This is a genomic window from Psychrobacter sp. K31L, from assembly GCF_017942195.1.
Classification (GTDB): Bacteria; Pseudomonadota; Gammaproteobacteria; order Pseudomonadales; family Moraxellaceae; genus Psychrobacter; species Psychrobacter glaciei.
This window is the reverse complement of sequence record NZ_JAGKSC010000001.1, coordinates 369,577-388,105: the sequence shown is the minus strand read 5'-3', so window position 1 is coordinate 388,105 and position 18,529 is coordinate 369,577. Positions and strand designations below refer to the sequence as shown.

The window sequence follows — 18,529 nt, the reverse complement described above, 5'->3', positions numbered from 1 at the left end:
AATAGGCGCTTAGAAATATTGCCTTGCTATCTCTAATGTCGAATCGCCTGAAAAATAGTCAGTGTCATGATCGAAGGATCGAACACGCCCTAATATTTACCTTTTTAAATGATGAGTCGTATTATGAGTTTATCTCCATTGCAACGTTACGAGCAAGCCGTCAGTACCGATGAGTTTACTCGAGATGAGCAGCAATATCAGGCCATGAGCTATCTTGATGAGCTACATCACCAGCTCACCAGTCGCGTGGAACAAAAAAAAGGCATTTTTAGTTTTTTAAAATCTAAGCCGACTGCCCCAAAAGGTCTGTATATGTGGGGCGGTGTTGGACGTGGTAAGACATGGATGATGGACATGTTTTATGATTCTTTGACGATTGATCGCAAGATGCGCCTTCATTTCCATCATTTTATGCAGCGCGTTCATCGTGAACTAAACGCCATACAAGGCGAAAGTAATCCACTAGAGAAAGTGGCTGACATCATTTATAAAGAAGCAGTCATTATCTGCTTTGATGAGTTCTTTGTCTCTAACGTCTCTGATGCGATGATTTTGGGCGATCTCTTTACCATGCTATTCAATCGTGGTATTACATTGGTCGCTACCTCAAATATTGAGCCAGCAGGACTCTATAAAGACGGTTTACACCGCGATCGCTTTATGCCCGCGATCGCTGAAGTTGAGCACCATACCGCCGTGATGAATATTGACTCCGGTATCGATTATCGTTTGCGTGTGTTGCAGCAAGCAGAGCTGTATGAATCGCCCATGACCAAAGCCAACCACCATTGGTTGGCCAACCGTTTTGCCAGTTTATCTAATAATCAAAAAATCAGTAATGAGCCGATTACTATCAATGGCCGTCAAATTAAGATTAATGCTCGCACTGAAGATGTTTTATTTTGCGACTTCCGTCATTTATGTATGGAGCCACGTTCGGCTGCTGATTTTATTGAACTCGCGAAACAATTTAGCACGGTCTTAGTCGATTCAGTACCATCATTGGATGATGATCTGCGTGATCCGACGCGGCGTTTTGTTTATCTGGTCGATGAGTTTTACGATCGCCGCGTAAAATTACTGATTCGAGCAGAGCAATCAATTCTTGAGCTGTATCAAGGCGAAAAACTGGCGTTTGAGATTGAACGGACGCGTTCGCGCTTGCTTGAGATGCAGTCAGAAGATTATTTAAAAATGGAGCACCGTGTTGAAAATGCAGATGCGGCTTGATGGTATGATCACTATTTAAAGTGAGAGGGTAAAGGCTGCTTGGTTTTTCGTTTACGGTTTTACGATTGTCTAATCATATTTATAACGGGATAATCTGCTGATATAAACAGTAGCAGTCAATATCAATAATAAATAAGGGCGAATAATGAATAAGTCTGACGAAACTAATTCTACAAAAGACAATCAAGTAAAGAAAAATGAAAAGATATCGATTAAAGCACTAACGACTGAGAGCACGCCATTTACTAGCGACGAGCTCATTCACTGGATCAATTCAAGACGTAGCGTGGGTAACTTAGATCTTCCTGCACCAACGCGCGCTCAGATTGAAGAAGCGATTGGGTGTGCCGCGACCGCGCCTGACCACAAAAAACTGCGTCCATGGCGTTTTATCGTGACTGCGGGCGATGCTCGTCATGATTTAGGGCGTGCCCTTGTCGAAGCAGTAAAAGCAAAGGCGACAGAAGAGGGCGAGGTGCTCTCTGAGAAAACAGTGCAAAAAACGCAGACGATGCCGCTGCGTGCACCAGTTGTGATTACCGTGGTTACTCAGATGCAAGAACACAAAAAAGTACCGCATTTCGAGCAAATGTTAAGTGCAGGCGCTGCGGTTCAAAATCTTATTCTGGCTTTAAAAGCGCAGGGCTTTAGCACAGTATGGCGCACAGGCTTACTGTGTAACGAACCTGCTATAAAAGCATATTTCGGCGTAAGTGCAGATGATTATGTCACGGCTTTTGTTTATACTGGCACCAGCCCTAAAGACGAACCCACACGCAAAGCTATTGATATCGAGCCGCTGGTCCGCTTTGAGCCATAAACATACTTGAGTGCTACCGAGCTAAGATTGGTTGCTTATTAAAGATAACTGGTCTCAGTAGCTGTCCACTAAAGATATTATTAATAATAAGTCAGTCAATACGGATACATGCATATGACAAGCGCTAATGACAGCAATATCAATGCCAACAAAGATACCAATGAAAATAGTAGCAATGAGAGTAATAAAGCAGCTGATAAACAAAACAGTCTGTTGTCGGGTATCATTGGACGAGCTAGTAAATCTGGTATTGGCCGTAAGAAGCTAGATCCTAGTGCGGTAGAGTCTGCGGTGGCAAAAAACATGGCAGAGATTCATAGTAATCCTACCAAGCTGCGTTTGGCATTTTTGGGCGGTGGTAGTTTTGGTACAGCGATGGCGAACCTAGCCGCGCGTAATGGTTGTGATACCACGCTGTGGGTTCGTAACAAGCGTACCGTCAAGGCGATGCAAAAAACGCAGATGAACAAGAAATACCTGCCCGGTCACAAGCTTGATGACCGTCTGAAGTACAGTCATGATTTAGCGTCAGCAGTCAAAGATACCGATATTATTTTTATTGCAGTACCAGGCTTGGCCTTTCGTGAAACGCTGAAAAACATCGCGCCCTTTATCAGTGGGCAGTCTATTGTGTCGCTAACGAAAGGCATGGAAAAAGACACTTTTGCCATGATGAGTGATATTATCAAGGAGGTGTTGCCTGAAGTGAATTTTGGCGTTATGTCAGGGCCCAATCTTGCTATAGAAATTATGAAAAATATGCCGTCTGCGACAGTGATTGCGAGTGAGTCTGAACCACTACGTCATGCTGTACAAGCAGCACTGCATAGTGCTTTCTTTAGAGTGTTCGCCAGCGATGATATTCGCGGTGTTGAGCTGGGCGGGGCGCTCAAAAACATCTATGCTATTGCGATGGGTATGGCTGCTGCCTACGAAGTAGGTGAGAACACAAAAGCCATGATATTAACTCGCGCGCTGGCAGAGATGAGTCGTTTTGGTGTCGAAGCCGGTGCCAATCCACTGACGTTTTTAGGGTTATCAGGTGTTGGTGACTTATACGCAACCTGTAGCTCAGAATTAAGCCGTAACTACCGCATCGGTAATATGCTTGGTCGTGGCATGAGTATTGATGCCGCCGTCAAAAAGCTGGGTCAGACTGCTGAAGGCGTTAATACTATTCAGCAAGTCCACGAAAAAGCGACCAAAGACGGTATTTATATGCCGATTACCCATGCACTTTATGCAGTTATTTATGAAGATAAAGCAGCACTAGGTGTGGCGCTTCATTTGATGGAAGCGGGATTTCGTAGTGACGTCGAGTTTGTGATGGCTCATGACCATAGCAATGCTGCCCTTACTGCGCAAATGAAAGCTGCCAATAGTACCTCTAAAAACGAGAGTAGCGATAAAGACAGCGACTCTAAGTAAAATGATTGCTAGAAATGTGTATTGCTGAAAATGTGTAAGGTCAGGCAGTGGCAAAGCAGGTTATAGAAAGGCAGCTGATAAAAAGGCACGCTATAGACAAGGAAAGTTATGAAAATTATACTAGTGCGTCACGGTCAAGCAGAAGATGAAACGCGTCCAGATAGCGCTCGTCAGCTGACCAAGTTTGGGCAGCAGCAAGCCGCGCAAACTGCAGAATATATCACGACCAATTATAAGCCCGATCGTTTTATCGTGAGTCCTTATGATAGGGCGCAGCAAACGTTAGCAGAGCTGCAAGCGCATGCGCCTACAATACCAGCGACAGTACAAGATAACATTACGCCTTCTGACGATGCCCATAGTGCGTTGACCGATATAGCAAAGATTGAGGCGCAGTGTCTCGTGGTGGTGTGTCATATGTCTATCGTCGCCAATCTCGCCGGCTTACTAACCGGTGATTATCCGGAGTCGTTTTCTTTGGCAGAAGCACGAGTGTTTGAGATGGATTTTATCATGTCTGGAATGGCAACTGAGGTCGATCGCTTTGTACCTGAGCAACCGTATTGATATCACTCTTCAATCGACTATTTGGTATTAGGGCGCGTCCTCAATTCAAGCGATTGTATCTAAATGGGCTAAAAATGGCTAAATTTTGCCAAATATCGTCAAATAGCTGATTAATATCTCGATATTATTTGCGCTATTTTCCTCATTTGACTGCAATTTATCTCATTTTTATGACCATTTTTAAAATGAGGACACGCCCTAGTGATATCATCCATCATGACAGTCTTTAAAACATTTGCATGCTTTAAAGATTGTCATTGGCGCTTACAGAACGTATAAGTTTGTTATTTTACGGCTTTGATAATTAAGGACACACTTGGTGTTACATGTTTGGTTAAGAGCGCAGCACAGTCCGCTAGCTGTCTGGCATGAAGACATACAACAATGGCAGTCAGTTGCTGGCTGGCAACAGTTGCATGATATTTATAGCAGCTATAAATCCAATAGCCATAAAACAGTATGTTTGTACTTTCCGTCAAGCCACGTATTACAAGTGGATACCGAGCTTAATGGTGCTCAGCTGAAGCAATTGGGTAATACCGGTAAGCAGTATCTATTTGAAGAGACGTCCTTGACCCCTGTTGAGCAATTGGCAATACGGCAAACCAGCCTTGCTGATAGCCAGTATTTATATGCGCTCGCGCAGGGTGATATTGAGGCATGGCAGCAAAGTGCCAAACTTGTCGGTATGAGTATCGCGGCATTACTGCCTGATTTTTTATTGTTACCAGTTCCAGAAGAAGGCGCGGGGCAGCAAATCACTCTATATCAAGATGACCAGACGATGCTGCTACGCCAATCATTATATCAAGGGATGGCGGTCAGCTATTTACCGTTGATTTTTGAGCGCTTTCCGCAGTTGAGTGAAGTGACTGTGGTGCCAAGCATTGAAGCTTTTGATAATACAAATTTTTCAGACCTTGATGCTACAAAATCTGATCCTAGTATCGATTTGCAAAACCCAGTAACGACCACCGATTTTTCGGCACAAACAGCCGCGCTTATCGCAGATCATCAGCTGCTATTGACTATGTTAACCAGTACGCCAAAGCCGATTGATAGCCATGAACGTCACGCGCTTAATTTCTTTATCAAATCAACCGATTCGCAATTATCGCCTTACCTACGTGTGGCAATGATGGTAGCGCTGTCAGCCCTAGTGCTGCAAATAGCGACAGATGGGGTGCAGTTTTATCAATATAATCAAGCGACGATGGCAACAAAGACAGCGATTACTAATCAATATCAGTCTTGGTTTCCTGATGAACGTCTAAATCCCCGAACCAATTTGACCACGCAAATGGCGCCAAAACTGGGTACCAATGGTCAAGCATCCCCACATATAGCCGTGCTATCACGCATATCACCACTGATTAAGCAATCCTCCTTAAAGGCACAGTCTTTGGTTATGCAACCATCCGCGCTCAGTTTTACCTTGATTGCGCCTGACCGCGACAGCCTTGATAAATTTGCCAATACCCTGTTCACCCAAGGATTAACGGCCAAGTTAGAACGGGTAAATAGCAATGAGCAAGGGCAGTTTAGTGGGCAAATTACTGTGAGTATAAATGAAGAAGGTACTGGTACTACGCCAGAAAGCGTTGGTGCAGATAAGGTAGCAGCATCTTAAGCTCGCTGAGAATTTCAACTTCTTATGACTGATATATTTTTGATGATAATAAGTATTATAGTAGTCACTTGATCGCAAACTATTGGCAATAAAGGTTAGAGAATGAAACGATTACAGCGCCGTGCCAAACGTAGCACCACCGCGCCTAAAGCAAGCACTTTTTCAGAGCGGGTGAATAGTTATCAAAATGTCCTATCATCACGCTGGCAGGCATTGTCGCCACGCGATCAATTAGCATTGGCCATATTGTCTGCTTTTCTGCTGTTATTTGTGGGTGGCTACGGCGGTTATACGGTTCATCAAGCTGCAAGCGATAGCAAAAGTGAGTATCAAGAGCAGGTTGCCGATTATTTTTGGCTGCGCGCGCAAGCGGGTAATATTGATAGTAATACGGTCAATACTGTAGATGGGGCAGCCGCTATGCCACCTGCCAGTACTGTCAGCGCGCTGTTAAATACTTCGGGTATTACAGATGCGCAAGTAGTCGCGGCTGGCGATGCAATTCAACTGAGCTTTACCAATGCCAGTCAGGCGGTTGTGAGTGCGGCACTCGGTAAACTTGAGCAGCAAGGTTGGCAATTTACTCAACTCTCGATGCAACAGGACGTGACCACCAAAGCCATTGAGGTGCAAGCAACTGTCACTTCTTAAAATCGTAGTCAATTCTATATAAATCAGACTTCTTTATATCCACATTATATTGAACCGATGATACGATTAGGATTTTCTGCATAAGAAAAGTCACAGCGTAAACTGTGTTTTATTAACATTACTTTCACCCACTGTTACTGCTTCATATTTTGAATTGAACTTCATTGAAAAACATCCTATCCGACACAATTAAAGTTTTGTGGCACACTTTAGTGGTAGGCATTTTCTATAAAGTATTTCTATAAAATGTTTTTCTGAGCTTGAATGGATAAGCATCTGCGTCAACCGACTAATGTGAAAATCAAGACGTCTGATTATAATATGACCTGTTAAGGATCAAGACACATGATAAACGACAATATAAGCGGCAACATGAGTGACAGTAAACGCCGTTCTTTGACCACTTATAATCACATCACCTACCTATTGTATGTGATCAGTTATTTTACGGCTGGTCTATTGTGGGTTGTGCCGATTATCATGAATTATGCTAAGCGCCACGATGCGGATGGGTCATGGCTCGCCACGCATTTTGATTGGCAAATTAAGACGTTTTGGTACAGTATCGTCTGGTTTATCATAGGCATTCTTATCATCACGTTTGCTTTGGGTGGCTTTGGCGTCAGCATGCTTGCTGATAGCAGCAATATAGCCATTGGTTCATTTTTATTGGTCAGTGTTGGTTTTATTATTATGAGCCTTACCTTTATTTGGCACCTTTATCGTATTATACGAGGTTGGATTGCCTTAACAGATGGGCGACCTGTGCCATAATATGGGCAATCTCATATCATTTTGATACGGTGTTTAGCAGCGCTTATTGACTTTTTGGAATAGAAATTTGCTGTATGAAACTTTGGTCTTATTTCTGTTAAGCTGATATAATCGCTGCGCTTAACCTCTTTCGTTTTTCTCATTCATCATTGCTTTTCGAGCAGGGTTTGTCGTTACTATGTCCTATGCCTTACTTCGCCCTTTTTTATTTAAGATGGATCCTGAACACGCCCATGAGATGACTTTATCTTTATTAGATAAAGCTCATAAAGCGCGTGCTTTAGGTTTGGTATATGGTCAGTCGATGCAGCCCACAGACTGTATGGGATTACAATTCGACAATCCAGTTGGTCTTGCCGCAGGGTTGGACAAAAACGGCGATTATATCGACGCACTTGCCGAGCTTGGCTTTGGCTTTATAGAAGTGGGTACGGTCACGCCAAAGCCGCAGATTGGCAATGATAAGCCACGACTATTTAGAATCAAGCAAGCCGATGCTATTATCAATCGTATGGGTTTTAATAATCAGGGCGTTGATTATCTGATTGAAAACGTCAAACGCTGCAAATACAAAGGTAATATCGGCATCAATATCGGTAAAAATGCCAGTACGCCAGTGGAACAAGCCGCTGATGATTACGTCTATTGCTTAGAGCGGGTTTATCCACACGCTTCCTATATTACTGTCAATATCTCATCACCAAATACCAAAAACTTACGTGATTTGCAGAGTGGTGAGGCGTTGACTCAGCTACTTGATACGATTAAAAATCGTCATAATCAATTGGCAACAGAGTATGGCTTTTATGTGCCATTGGTTTTGAAAGTAGCTCCTGATTTAGAGCCACTACAAGTGGATTATATTGCACAGCAGTTGTTAGATTTTGAGATTGATGGTTTGATAGCTACCAATACCACATTGAGCCGCGTCGGTGTCGAAGACTTGCAAGATGGTGACCAAGCTGGTGGCTTATCGGGTCGTCCAGTGAGCCACATTAGCACCCAAATTTTACAACAATTCTCCGATCAGCTGGATGGTAAAGTAGCTTTGATCGGTGTGGGTGGTATTGATAGCGGTGCCAAAGCGGTTAAAAAGATTGAAGCAGGTGCCGATATGGTACAGCTTTATACTGGGCTGATTTATCGAGGTCCTGGGCTGGTACAGTCTTGCCTTCAAGCGATTGGTGGCTATTACGACGCCATGGAAGGTTAGACAACCACTAAAAATGAGGCGTTATATATGAGTGGTCTAGACATCGTGATTGCTATTGTGGTCTTGATTGGCTTATGGCGTGGCTTTCAGGTAGGACTCATTAAGACGGCAGTAGGTCTGGTAGGCTGGTTTATTGCTCTCATTGCTGCCACGCGCTTGGCAGGCTCAGTAGCTCCGCAGTTATCAGGCGTTGTACAAGCTCCCGTCTTACAAATGGCAATGGCATTTTTAATCGTTGTGATTGTTATATTGGCGATTATGCATCTAGTGGCTTTTGTATTCTCAGGCGTGCTAAAAACTTTGCGTTTGGGCGTAGTAGACAAAATGGCAGGTGGTGTCCTTGGGGCAGCCAAAAATGTATTGATGGTGTTGGTTGTGCTTAGTGTTAGCGCACCACTATTGGTACAAATGCCGCAATGGCAAACCTCGGTGCTCGCGCCTGAACTACTACCTTATGCACCGATGGGCAAAGCTTTGGTCTCAGATGTGCTCGGTATGGCTTGGGATCAAGTCAACCAGTCTTAATGCTTAGAACTTGCCTTAGACTTATTATTCGTTCCTAAAGCCCGCATTTCTAACATCCCAAACTTACATATATTTTGATATTACCAATTAAAATTCCAAAGACTGTCATTTTAAAGCTTGTGTTTTTAAAGCATTATTTTTTAAACAATGCGATGCCAAAAATCATGACTGAGTCTTTGTAATTCATCCTTGATAAAAAGTTATTTGATAGCATTTAGGGTTCATAAATTCCGATTTATGAATGATTGATGACTTTGCCGACTATACATCAGCAAGGAAGTTGTCATCAATATTTTAAGCTTAAGCAACATCATCAGGTCAGCGGCAAGGGTTAGATAGCTGTTTTTTATAGAACACTGTCAAGATTATGCCGTTATTGTTTTACTAATGTGTGGTTCAAAATAGGATATAACTATGTGTGGAGTCATTGGAGTTGCAGCTCATGAGCCAGTTAATCAAATTCTTTATGATGGCTTAACAATGCTACAGCATCGTGGGCAAGACGCGGCAGGTATCGTGACTTTGCAAGATGGTCGGCTTTATTTGCGTAAAGAAAACGGCATGGTACGTGACGTTTTTATGAATCGCCACATGATGAAGCTGGTTGGTAAATTTGGTATCGGTCATGTGCGCTATCCGACGGCAGGCAGCTCAAGCAGTGCAGAAGCTCAGCCGTTTTATGTCAACTCACCCTATGGTATTACGCTGGCACATAATGGTAATTTAACCAATGCTGAAAGCTTGGCTAAAGCCTTGTACAAAGAAGACCGTCGTCATCTGAATACCGACTCAGACTCGGAAGTATTGTTAAACGTACTTGCGCATGAAATGCAGAATTTGGGCAAAACACATCCAACGGCTGATGATATTTTTGAAGCGGTCAAAGCAGTTTACAGCCGCTGCGAAGGCGCTTATGGTGTCGTTGCCTTGATTACTGGTCATGGCTTGCTTGCTTTCCGTGATCCAAACGGTATTCGTCCGCTCATCTTTGGTGAGCGTTTGGCAGCCAATGGCGGCACAGAATATATGGTTGCCTCAGAATCAGTTGCATTGACTGGCTCTGGTTTTACAATCATCCGCGATGTTAGACCTGGTGAAGCCATTTTTATTGATTTAGACCATCAGCTGCATACGTATCAGTGCGTTGAGCAGCAAGAGTATACACCTTGTATCTTTGAATACGTCTATTTCGCTCGTCCAGATTCTATCATGGACAATATCTCAGTCTATAAATCGCGTCTGCGTATGGGTGAGAAGCTTGGTGATAAAATTCTTGCAGAATGGGGTGAAGATCACGATATCGATGTGGTCATTCCTATTCCGGATACTTCGCGTACTTCAGCGATGGAGCTGGCGCTCAAGATGAATATCAAGTACCGTGAAGGGTTTATGAAAAACCGTTATATTGGTCGTACCTTTATTATGCCAGGTCAGCAGCAACGCAAAAAATCAGTACGTCAAAAACTTAGCGCTGTACCGTTAGAGTTTAAAGGTAAAAACGTTTTACTGGTCGATGATTCAATCGTTCGCGGCACTACTTGCCATGAAATCATCCAAATGGCGCGTGATGCAGGTGCACGTAAAGTATTCTTTGCCAGTGCAGCGCCACCCGTAAAATATCCAAACGTGTATGGCATCGATATGCCAGTGCGCAGCGAGCTTATTGCTTCAGGGCATAGCGTTGAAGAAGTGCGTAAAATCATTGGTGCTGATCGCTTGATTTTCCAAGACTTAGACGATTTGATCGAAGCGGTAAAAGACACCAAACACAGCAAAGTCGAAGGGTTTGACTGTGCGGTATTTAATGGTTGCTATATTACTGGGCAAATCAATGAAGCCTATCTTGAGCATCTGCAAGAGCAGCGCAGTGATACCGCTAAGACTGGCAAAAAAGGCGTACAAATAGTGGCTGATACACCCGTAGATATGATGGGTGTAGAAGAGCTTTAAGCCTCTAAATACTTAAATTTCTGTATATAAAAAGGCTGGATTCTTGATAGAATCCAGCCTTTTTTATTGCTTAAAATAAGAGATATTCTTTGAAAAACCGCTATTTATGGTAAGAGGTGATCTTGGGAATATATATAGCGCTTTATTGGTAGGATTACCACATTAAATCATCTGGAATTACATAGGCGGCATAAGGATCGTCATCCGCTAACGCATTGTCTGAGGTATCGTTAGACACCACCATAAAGCCTTCCAATTTTGTATCTATACGATCGGCTAAAGGGCGAGGAAGCAGGGCATAGCTTTCTTCCAAGCGTGCAATGACTACATGACCCGCCACGATTTGATCGTATAATTTTTGCGTGATAGAGATTTTTTTGACTTTAGCATGATCAACGAATTGATAATTGACCTCACCTTGTGTATCGGTAATCTGATGCTGCTTAATCATTTGGATGATATTGGCCTTTAGCATTTTCTCTTCTAACAGCTGCTGTTTTTCTTGATTAAGCTTTTGATCCTTCTCTAGCTTTTTCGCTTGGGCTGCTGCCAACGCTTTTTTAGCTTCCACATTGGACACATCACCAGTGCGCTTGGCATGTTCAGATTGCTTACTTATCTTTTTGGCTTTTTTGCTATCAACCAATCCCGCTTTTAAAAGTTGAGCTTGTAGGGCATTCTTGGCCATAATTTTATTACCTAGATGATAAAAATAAAAACTAAATAGTAGCAAATTTTTTGGCAGTGTGCCGTTAATTCATTGCAGACAGTAAAAGCGCACATTGTTGTATAAAACACATAGTCGATACTAAATAAAATGGGTACACGACATTATGATGCGTGACTGGTACAAATTTTTCTTGCTTGCTGTGCCTACGCAGACAGAGGCTGCAAAAAATTTATACCAGTCACGCTGTCTTTTTTTATATTGGCCTGACTATAAGTAGTTATTAGCGATTAAGTCAATTGAGTAAATAGCCAAAGCAAACCATTAATCGCAGCAATGCCGACAACCATGCTGACCAATAATTGACGGCTCAAATGATAGACCAATAATACCAGAAGTAAAGCGCCGATTTGTGCCATTAGTAAATGCAGCTCTGCACTTTGCAGGCCAGTGCGCGCTGATAAATCTTGGTAAGAGAGGCTGGTCAAAACAAGCAGTACCATCACGGATAACGGCAAGCTTTCATTCAAGCGATGTAACCATGGCGTATCCAGCAGATTTTTGGGTATCAAGGCGGGAAGGGCGCGAGTGATAAAAGTGACAGCAGCCATGGCAAAGGTAGCAAAAATTAGATAACTACTGGTCATGACTTCCTCCTGTTACGCTGCGTTTGCTCCAAAACCCGCGTGCCAAAATCATTAGCATACAAATGCTAATCGCGACCAATAACAGCCAGTTGCTAGTAAATAAGGAGGCAACGGCTAAAGCAATTACGGCAATACCGATCGGAAAATAGCGCTTGATGCTCTGAAATTGCTCATAAGCCAAAATGACAAATAGACATACTAAGGCAAAATCCAAATGTGGTATCAAGTCACTGAGCGTGCTACCTATCATCACACCAAGCGTACTCGCTAGCACCCACCAGCTTTGATTAAACAAACTAATAGGTAGGATCAGGGCTTGTCTCGACTCATTGGGTAAACTGGTCATGACTGAAAAAGTCTCATCAGTCAGGGCAAATAAGCAGTATGTTTTGGCAAGCTTTTGTTTCGGTAAATACTGTAGTAATGGCATGCCATAAAATACGTGACGCAAGTTAATAGCGGCAATATTTGTCGCAATATTACCAATCGGTAGACCGGCACTTAGCATGGGCAAACAGGCGTATTGCGCCGCGCCCGCATACAAGACAATACTGAGCATAATTGTTGCCCACACAGGGATGCCAGCAACTTGCGCCAGCACACCAAAGGCGATGCCCGCAGGCAGATAGCCCATCGCGACTGGCAGGCTCTTCTTAAAGCCTTCTGTCCAATCATAGTGAGCCGCTTGTTGATGATTTAGTTCATTTGAATGAGTAGTCACATGACATCCTGATTTTTCTGACTGTATTTTTATAATTGATGGTCGGTCTTTATTTGATAAGACTAAGAAATTCCTATTTTTTAGGTAAATAAATTTTTAGATAATCAATGCTAAACATTGGGCTGTAATTTTTCATAGCTACCGGTTCGATATGCACGGTATAAAAATCCGCCAAGAATAATAAGTCTTAGCAGCAACAAACACCAGACGCTAAGCCAGATACCAGTCATATCCCACTGCTGATAGAGTAGCCAACTCAGTGGGAAAAAGACCACTGCCAATATAAGGGCGGCGTTACGAATGACATTACCCGCCGTTAAGCCAAAGAATATGCCGTCTAACCAATAAGCACCAACGCCGACCAGCGGTAATAGCACTGCATAAAGATGGTAGTCATAGGCAAGGGCAAAGACCGGTTCAATATTGGTCATAAGCTGCAAATAAGTTGGCATGGCAAGCCACCATAGGGCACTTAGCATGATGGCAAGCCCATAGCTGACTACGCCAGTACGTTTGACGATAATACGAAACCGTGGCCAGTCACGTCTTCCAGCTGCTTGACCGCTCAAGGTCTCAGCGGATACTGCTACGCCATCAAGGGCGAAGGCTGAAATGCTCAATACTTGCAATAAAATAGCGTTGGCAGCCAAAATTACATCACCACTTTGCGCAGATAGACGAGTGATCCAAGCAAAGCTTAACGTTAAGATTAACGTGCGGATAAAGATATCTTTATTAAGCGAAAATAGCCTAAGCATTTTTTCTTTCGAAAAATGCTTAGGATCAGCTGTAAACAGCGCCGTCCAAGATATCTGCAGATGTTGACGGCTCAACCATAAGGCCAGTAACACGCCAGACCAAAAGGCGATAGTAGTACCTAGTGCCACACCGACCAACCCCATTTGCAGTCCATAAACAAAGAATAGAGTGAGAATAATATTAAGCAGGGCGATAAAGCCTTGTTGGTAGAGCATGTAACGTGTCTTGCCTTGACCTGCAAACCAGCCGATAAATGCAAAATTCATTAGCTCAGCGATGACGCCCCAAAAACGTACGTCCAAATAAGTCTTGGCAGCAAGGCCACTGTTAGGGTTGGCAGATAAGGCTCTTAAGCCAAAATCAATCAACCATGGCTTTGCCAGCAGTAATAGTGTGCCGATGATGAATGCTAACAATAAAGCACGTTGCAAAATAGACAGCAGTGGTGAAGCAAGCAGACTTGACTGTTCTGTCGTCGTGTTTTTAGCACTATCAGAATGGCTGACTGATTGTCCCAACGCTTGAGCTGATAGTCCAGATGAAGCGTACTGTAAGAAGTTAAAGCTGACGAGTAATAAAGACAATAACTGTATGGCCAACCCCATACCCGCAAGCTTAGCAGTGTCATTCATATTACCGACAATGGCGGTATCAATCACGCTTTGTAGCGGCATCGCCAAGTTAGCCAACAATACCGGTAATGCGATGGCGATAATACGCGTATAACGAGTATCAATCGGCGGTATGGAGCGTAATGGCGTGACAGTTGGCATTGGTGGCTCGTTTATACTTAATGGCTATGGTTGTAGCAGTATATAAAGATAAAAGCACCCAACACTCAATCAGTTATGAGTCAGGTGCTTTTATTTGCAGCTCACTTCCGTACAGTGAAAAACGGATTATAAGCTTGTTTGAATACTCTTTTATTTAAAGGTTAACTTAACTAAGTTGCTTTAAATATTGTCTTGTTCAAACATTTTTGGGTCATTAAAAGTAACGATTTCTTCTTCAAATTCAGGCTTAACCTTGACCACGAAATCATCACGAGATAGCCCCATACGTAGTGGAATCGAGCTTGCGATATACGTTGACGAATAAGTACCAGCCAGCAAACCAATGAATAGCGCAACCGAGAACCAATAGAGACCATCACCGCCCAAGAATAGCATGGCTAAAACAACCAGTAATACAGTTGAGATAGTCATAATGGTACGACGTAACGTTTCTGTTAATGACAAATCAATCGTTTGACGCGGTGTAATACCACGGACGCGGCGGAAGTTTTCACGAATACGGTCATAGACAACAATCGTATCGTTCAAGGAATAACCAATCAAGGCTAAGATAGCCGCCAAAACAGTTAAGTCAAACGGAAAGCCAAATAGGGCAAAGACACCAATGGTCACGATAGCATCGTGGAAAAGGGACAGCACGGCCCCCAGAGACAGTTTAAACTGGAAACGTAGCGCGACATAACCAAGCATACAGACCAATGCTAAGACCAGCGACATAACAGAGTTCAAATAGACTTCATTACCTACTTGGCTACCAATGATATTCACATTACTGATTTCAACCGTGTTATTAGGCAATGCTAACGCGGCACTAAGACTGGCATTGAGTCCGTCAATATTGTCAGACTGAGGTGGCAAACGTACCAGTAACTCTTGACGTGTGCCAAGATATTGTACGACAGCATCATCAAAGCCATTATCAGCCAAGGCTTTGACCACTTCTACTTGCTCAGCAGGCTGCTCATAACGTACATCTGCTGAAACACCACCGGTAAAGTCTAAACCTAGATTTAGACCATTAACGGCAATCGCGATAATACTACCAATCACCATGAGTAACGATAAAATAGCCATCGGCTTTTCTATCTTCATAAAGGGAATGATACGTTGATTACCAACGGCTTTGATACCGCCTTCAGCTTGTGCAGCAGCGTCCTCAGCGGCATCACTCATTAATTGAGTCTGGTCGACAGGTGTACTTGTCTGTGTGGTCAATTCTTGAGCATTTTGACCGCCACGACGTGTTTTGCTTTTGTCTGATTTCGCCGTCGTAGGATTGTTGGTTTTAGTATTACTACCTTTACCATCACGACGCGGTTTGTTACGGCGGCGCGTACTGTTACTGTTTGAATCGCCATTTGAGCCATTTCGATCTGGATTATTTTGCTGTTCTAGAGGATTATTCTTATCGATCGCCATATGTTTCTCCTAACCGATGCTCAGACGTTTGATAGATTTACGTTTACCGTAAGCAATTTGTACCAGCGCACGCGTTACCAAAATCGCGGTAAATAGCGAGCTGACAATACCAATCGCTAAGGTGATCGCAAAGCCTTTAATCGGACCTGTACCAATCGCAAATAAGATAAAGGCGACCAATAAGGTAGTGATGTTGGCATCGAAGATACTACTAAAAGCGCGATCAAAACCCGCCACAATGGCAGATTTTGGCCGGACGCCATTTGCCAGCTCTTCACGTATCCGCTCAAAAATCAGCACGTTGGCATCGACCGCCATACCAATGGTTAAGACGATACCGGCAATACCGGGCAGGGTCAGTGATGAGCCTAAAATTGACATAATAGCAATGATGATAATGACGTTAATCGCTAGCGCCACGTTGGCAATGACCCCAAACAGACGATAGAAAATAATCATGAACGCAAAGACTAACAAGTAACCAACTTGCGTAGAGAAGAGACCTTTATCGATATTTTCTTGACCCAGTGAAGGACCAATGGTGCGTTCTTCTACAAAGTACATCGGTGCGGCTAATGCGCCTGAACGTAGGAGTAGTGCAAGTTCTGCTGCTTCTGCACTACTATCAAGACCAGTAATGCGGAAAGAGGAGCCTAGTACGGCTTGGATATTGGCGCGATTGATGACTTTGGTTTCAGCATAAGGCGTACGTACTTCGACCGTTTCGCCAGTCGCTGGGTCTTCTTCGTAAGTGATTCTTTGCTTATTTTCAATGAATAGGACGGCCATTTGCTTGCCAACAGCAGTACGTGTGGCGTTTTGCATCAGCTTACCGCCAGCACTATCCAGCGTAATACTTACTTCAGGTGAGCCGCTCTCATCAATACCCGTCTGTGCATTAGTGACTTTATCACCTGTGACGATAGATTGACGCTCTAGCAATACCGGTGGACCATCAAGCGTCTCAAACGGGAATGCTTCGGTACCAGCAGGAGGAATGCCACCGGTGTAGTTTTCACTGTCCTCAGCCACCATACGGAACTCAAGGTTCGCTGTGCGTCCAAGGACTCGTTTTGCTTCTGCGGTATCTTGTACACCAGGTAATTCAACGACGATACGACTCGCGCCTTGTGATTGTACCAAAGCTTCGGTGACTCCAAGTTCAGCAATACGATTGCGTAGGGTTGTTAAGTTTTGATTGACCGCATAGCTATTGATTTCGTCTAGCGTTGCATCGTTGTATACCAAAATCAGGGCAGGGCCTTGGTCATCAATAGAAGACTGTAAACTAAAAGTATTGCTCATCGAGCCTTGCAAGACATTTTGTGCACGATTACGTGTGTCTGTATCGGCGAAATGTAGCACGATGCCTTGGTTTTCAGTTTTGATGCCTTTGATCGCAATACGTTCAGCCCGCAGGTCACGGCGTACATCACGGCTGGCACTGGTCAGGCGTTGATCGAGAGCCTTATCCATGTCAACTTCTAGCACAAAACGCACACCACCACGTAAATCAAGACCGAGCTTCATCGGTCTAGCACCGATATCACGTAGCCATTGCGGGGTTGTCTGCGCTAAGTTGAGCGCGACCACATAGTCCTCGCCCAAGTTCTGACGCAGTACTTCCTGTGCTTTGAGCTGATCGACCGGGTTATCAAGACGTACCAGCGCGCTGTTGCCTTCAAAGGTGCCGTCATGATTATTCAAACCAGCGTCTTCGAGTAAGCTTTGAGACTGGGTCAAGATACCATCAGACAGCTGCGTACCTGCTGCTGCACTAGTAATCTGTACCGCAGGTTCATCAGGATAGAGGTTAGGAGCAGCATACAGACCGGCAATGATTAGCACGACGGTAATAAGTAAGTATTTCCAAGCGGGATATTGCATAATCACTTCTTTAAGTTGATAAACTATTGGCGACGCAGGCCACAAGTTAGCAGATGGGAAGTTAGTGAGAGCAATGGTTGAGTGCTTATTTAGCAGCCGTCATGATGCACCATTGCGATCATCCGCGATGATAATAAAACGTAAAAAGGTAAAGCGAAAAGTGACCGTAAATCAGATACGGTCACTTTTATAGCGGTTGCTTTTATAGCTATGACAACTATTCATTAATTATTATCAAAGCCATTGACAATAATTAGACGCTTTCGATAGTGCCAGCTGGCAATACTGAAATAACAGAAGCACGCTGTACTTTGATATCTGTATTATTGTTTAAGCTAACGACTGCATAATCGCCTTCTAATGCTTTGATACGACCCATTAGTCCACCAGCAAATATGATTTCACTACCGACTGTCAACGCATTGACCATAGCACGGTGTTCTTTAGTGCGCTTAGATTGAGGACGGATCACTAAGAAGTAAAAAATTGCAAAAAAAGCAACAGGTAATAAGATTTGACCAAATAGTGATGCAGCACCGGCAGTTTCGGCAGCATGGGCCGCTTGGATAAATAACAACATAATCTCTCTCAGTGAGTCATAGATAATAATAAATTAAACGCATAGTAACAAAAAATCCTAGACTTGGTAACTGTTAATCATAGGCTGAGGATGTTTTTCTTAACGTACTGGCATACTAGCAGTCAATATTTATCACTACAATCTCTTTGGTGTATAAAATAGGGTGTTGTGGAGTGGAGACTGACTTGGAATATCTGAGGGTTAAGTTCATGCAAACTATGCCTAAACAACATCAGAATTATGCAATATGATCAGTATGGTCAAGAC

General features: G+C 43.5%; 17 protein-coding genes. 10 read left to right on the top strand and 7 right to left on the bottom strand.

The features are described 5' to 3' along the window. The first annotated feature begins 123 nt into the window (after positions 1-123). The 10 genes from zapE to purF all read left to right on the top strand — a co-directional run bounded on the left by zapE (position 124) and on the right by purF (position 10,788). Entirely contained in the window at positions 124-1,230 is a 1,107-nt protein-coding gene (gene zapE, locus J5X94_RS01535; protein ID WP_010198312.1) for a cell division protein ZapE, read from the top strand. Positions 1,231-1,375: 145 nt separating this feature from the next. Further along, a complete protein-coding gene (locus J5X94_RS01530) occupies positions 1,376-2,050 on the top strand; it encodes a nitroreductase (RefSeq protein WP_210539555.1) in 675 nt (224 codons plus the stop codon). A gap of 114 nt (positions 2,051-2,164) precedes the next feature. After that, on the top strand, positions 2,165-3,478 hold the full coding sequence (locus J5X94_RS01525) for an NAD(P)H-dependent glycerol-3-phosphate dehydrogenase (protein WP_210539553.1): 1,314 nt from the start codon (positions 2,165-2,167) through the stop codon (positions 3,476-3,478). Between the two features lie 108 nt (positions 3,479-3,586). Next, entirely contained in the window at positions 3,587-4,045 is a 459-nt protein-coding gene (gene sixA / locus J5X94_RS01520; protein WP_210539551.1) for a phosphohistidine phosphatase SixA, read from the top strand. A gap of 319 nt (positions 4,046-4,364) precedes the next feature. Further along, positions 4,365-5,675, top strand: a complete 1,311-nt coding sequence (gene gspL, locus J5X94_RS01515; protein ID WP_210539549.1) for a type II secretion system protein GspL — start codon at positions 4,365-4,367, stop codon at positions 5,673-5,675. A 102-nt stretch (positions 5,676-5,777) separates the two neighbouring features. Then, complete coding sequence (gspM, locus tag J5X94_RS01510) at positions 5,778-6,326, top strand: type II secretion system protein GspM (RefSeq protein WP_210539547.1); 549 nt, start codon at positions 5,778-5,780, stop codon at positions 6,324-6,326. A gap of 345 nt (positions 6,327-6,671) precedes the next feature. After that, the gene (locus J5X94_RS01505; protein WP_210539545.1) at positions 6,672-7,100 is read left to right on the top strand and encodes a DUF4870 family protein; all 429 of its coding nucleotides are present in this window, start codon (positions 6,672-6,674) and stop codon (positions 7,098-7,100) included. A gap of 178 nt (positions 7,101-7,278) precedes the next feature. Further along, the gene (locus J5X94_RS01500; RefSeq protein ID WP_010198332.1) at positions 7,279-8,313 is read left to right on the top strand and encodes a quinone-dependent dihydroorotate dehydrogenase; all 1,035 of its coding nucleotides are present in this window, start codon (positions 7,279-7,281) and stop codon (positions 8,311-8,313) included. A gap of 27 nt (positions 8,314-8,340) precedes the next feature. Then, positions 8,341-8,838, top strand: a complete 498-nt coding sequence (locus J5X94_RS01495; RefSeq protein ID WP_010198340.1) for a CvpA family protein — start codon at positions 8,341-8,343, stop codon at positions 8,836-8,838. 414 nt (positions 8,839-9,252) lie between these two features. Then, entirely contained in the window at positions 9,253-10,788 is a 1,536-nt protein-coding gene (gene purF, locus J5X94_RS01490) for an amidophosphoribosyltransferase (RefSeq protein ID WP_194618648.1), read from the top strand. A gap of 154 nt (positions 10,789-10,942) precedes the next feature. On the opposite strand, the gene J5X94_RS01485 is transcribed toward purF, so the two are convergent. From J5X94_RS01485 to yajC, 7 genes are all read right to left on the bottom strand, one after another. Further along, the gene (locus tag J5X94_RS01485; protein WP_210539543.1) at positions 10,943-11,476 is read right to left on the bottom strand and encodes a DUF2058 domain-containing protein; all 534 of its coding nucleotides are present in this window, start codon (positions 11,474-11,476) and stop codon (positions 10,943-10,945) included. A 269-nt stretch (positions 11,477-11,745) separates the two neighbouring features. Next, positions 11,746-12,102 (bottom strand): AzlD domain-containing protein, encoded by a 357-nt coding sequence (locus J5X94_RS01480; RefSeq protein ID WP_189581652.1) that lies wholly within the window; start codon positions 12,100-12,102, stop codon positions 11,746-11,748. Next, a complete protein-coding gene (locus tag J5X94_RS01475; RefSeq protein ID WP_210539541.1) occupies positions 12,092-12,823 on the bottom strand; it encodes an AzlC family ABC transporter permease in 732 nt (243 codons plus the stop codon). The genes J5X94_RS01480 and J5X94_RS01475 overlap by 11 nt, the downstream gene beginning before the upstream one ends. A 110-nt stretch (positions 12,824-12,933) precedes the next feature. After that, complete coding sequence (locus J5X94_RS01470; protein ID WP_210539539.1) at positions 12,934-14,355, bottom strand: MATE family efflux transporter; 1,422 nt, start codon at positions 14,353-14,355, stop codon at positions 12,934-12,936. 180 nt (positions 14,356-14,535) lie between these two features. Beyond that, positions 14,536-15,795: a protein translocase subunit SecF gene (secF, locus tag J5X94_RS01465; RefSeq protein ID WP_010198347.1), complete on the bottom strand. Its 1,260-nt coding sequence runs from the start codon at positions 15,793-15,795 to the stop codon at positions 14,536-14,538. 9 nt (positions 15,796-15,804) lie between these two features. After that, positions 15,805-17,682, bottom strand: a complete 1,878-nt coding sequence (secD, locus tag J5X94_RS01460) for a protein translocase subunit SecD (RefSeq protein WP_010198348.1) — start codon at positions 17,680-17,682, stop codon at positions 15,805-15,807. 253 nt (positions 17,683-17,935) lie between these two features. Then, positions 17,936-18,262 carry a preprotein translocase subunit YajC gene (gene yajC, locus J5X94_RS01455; RefSeq protein ID WP_189581667.1) on the bottom strand — a complete coding sequence of 109 codons (327 nt, stop codon included), beginning with the start codon at positions 18,260-18,262 and terminating at the stop codon, positions 17,936-17,938. Between the last annotated feature and the right edge of the window lie 267 nt (positions 18,263-18,529).